Annotated in this window: 2 protein-coding genes; both read left to right on the forward strand. The window is 33.2% G+C overall.

Annotation, left to right across the window (positions count from 1 at the left end):
* The first annotated feature begins 494 nt into the window (after positions 1-494).
* Positions 495-1,193: a hypothetical protein gene (locus CHL74_RS15255; RefSeq protein ID WP_094882003.1), complete on the forward strand. Its 699-nt coding sequence runs from the start codon at positions 495-497 to the stop codon at positions 1,191-1,193.
* Positions 1,194-1,198: 5 nt separating this feature from the next.
* Complete coding sequence (locus CHL74_RS16625) at positions 1,199-1,816, forward strand: hypothetical protein (RefSeq protein WP_176452291.1); 618 nt, start codon at positions 1,199-1,201, stop codon at positions 1,814-1,816.
* Positions 1,817-1,819 lie beyond the last annotated feature (3 nt).

Raw genomic sequence — 1,819 nt, forward strand, 5'->3', positions numbered from 1 at the left:
ACGAATATCGGTTCTGTCACCTGGTCTCAGCTCGTTTTCGTCAAGGTATATGTGAACAAGCTTTGTTTCTTTCTTTTGCTCTACAAACACGTCTTTAAGGTCGAACCAATCCAGCATGTGTTCGGGCAAAAGACATTCTGCAAGGAGTCTATACTTTTCCATATTTATCCGTTCTTTGACTTTATAAACGGACAATATAGTGTTTTTATTGTACTACGATATCCACACACTTTTTCCAGTGGTCCTATCTTTGCATGCGGATTTAAATCCACTAAATATTATTTATATTTAAAACTTTGGGCTTATGAAAAAGATTTTTTTAAGACCTAGGGATAGGCAAAAAACAAGTTATTCCCAAAAAGCTTCAAAAGAGCATTACTTGTGTTCCTTAAATCGTATTCTTACTGGCAGATGCCATTCTGGTGATGAAAATGGTATAACTACCTTATCCAAGGTTATATTGTAGTAGACAAATAATTCTATAATGAAGTACGATGAATAAATTTTTGAAAGAAACGTTGAGGTTATTTGCCATTTTTTTTCTTTGTGGGATGGTATTCTCGTGTATTTATATGGAGGATGGTTATTATTCCCCTCGCTATTCTTATGACGTAGCAATTTGCAATGTTCCAAAGTTTTATGATAATAAACAAGGAATTTATAAAGGAGAAGTCTTTTTGATAAGGCCTGATTCGTCTTTGGAGGCAGTACCAGAAACAGTAGAGGTGGAACTAGGCAATTATGCAAATAAAGATTTGGTCATTAAGGGATTTCCTATAAAATATTTTTTCCACAAGGTTAATGATGGTAACTTTTTAGCATCTGTTCCTTCTTATCTTTTAGAAAAACAGGTAGATATTTCTTTTAAGTATTTTTTATATGGATATTTGGAGTTCCAAATGTGGCCGTCTTATAAAAGTATAGACGGAGATAGCATAGATTCAAGTTATGACAAATCTTTATATATAGGAGTTCAAAACAATAGTAATTTTTATAGTGATAGTGTTTACAATGCGGATAAGACACAAAAGCTAAAATATGAAGTGTATGGTATAGAAGAAGGTGATAGTGATGCAATAATACTAGAATTGTGTAATCTGGAGCTGGATGATAAGACGTTTAATCCTGAATATAAAGTTCCTCTTGCAAAGATTAAGATTGGCAAGAAACAAGTTATTCCCCAAAAACTTTAAATGTTATGAATGGACTTATAAAAAACTCATTGTTGTTATTTTGTTTTGTATTTATTGGAGGGACATTCTTCGCTTGTCTTGATGAGGATTGGCGATTACCTGATTCCCATATGGTAGTTTGTAATGTTCCTAAATTTTATGATGAAAAACAGGGAAGTTATAAGGGAAAAGTCTTTTTAGTAAGAGCAGATTCTTCCTTGGACACAATATCTACTATAGAAGTAAAATACGGTAATTATGCTGATAAAACGATAGAGCTAAAAGGATTTCCAATAAAATGCTTCATTCAGCAATTAGATGAAGAGTTACCTTGTAAAATTCCATCTAGTATGTTGGATAGGCAAATTAATCTCAGATATAAGTATTATCTCTATGCGTACTTATGGTATGAATTGGAGGGAGATAGTATTGGTCCCAATTATCCTTATAATTTATATACGGGCATAAATAGGGAAGTATATAATGATAGCATATATAATGAAGAAAAAACTCAAAAACTGGCTCATCCGATAAAGTCCGTGGCATCCCTACCCAAATATCAACGATACACGATAGAAAAAGAACGGTATGTCCCTAACTCCACGCAGTTGGCCTCTAAATGCCTTAAGCTTGGAGTTGAGTGATTC

It is taken from the genome of Prevotella sp. 885 (assembly GCF_002265625.1).
Taxonomy (GTDB): domain Bacteria; phylum Bacteroidota; class Bacteroidia; order Bacteroidales; family Bacteroidaceae; genus Prevotella.

Excerpts from the sequence above, each read along its gene's own strand:
- CHL74_RS16625 (WP_176452291.1), top strand. The coding sequence starts at position 1,199 with ATGAATGGACTTATAAAAAACTCATTGTTGTTATTTTGTTTTGTATTT.
- CHL74_RS15255 (WP_094882003.1), top strand. The coding sequence starts at position 495 with ATGAATAAATTTTTGAAAGAAACGTTGAGGTTATTTGCCATTTTTTTT.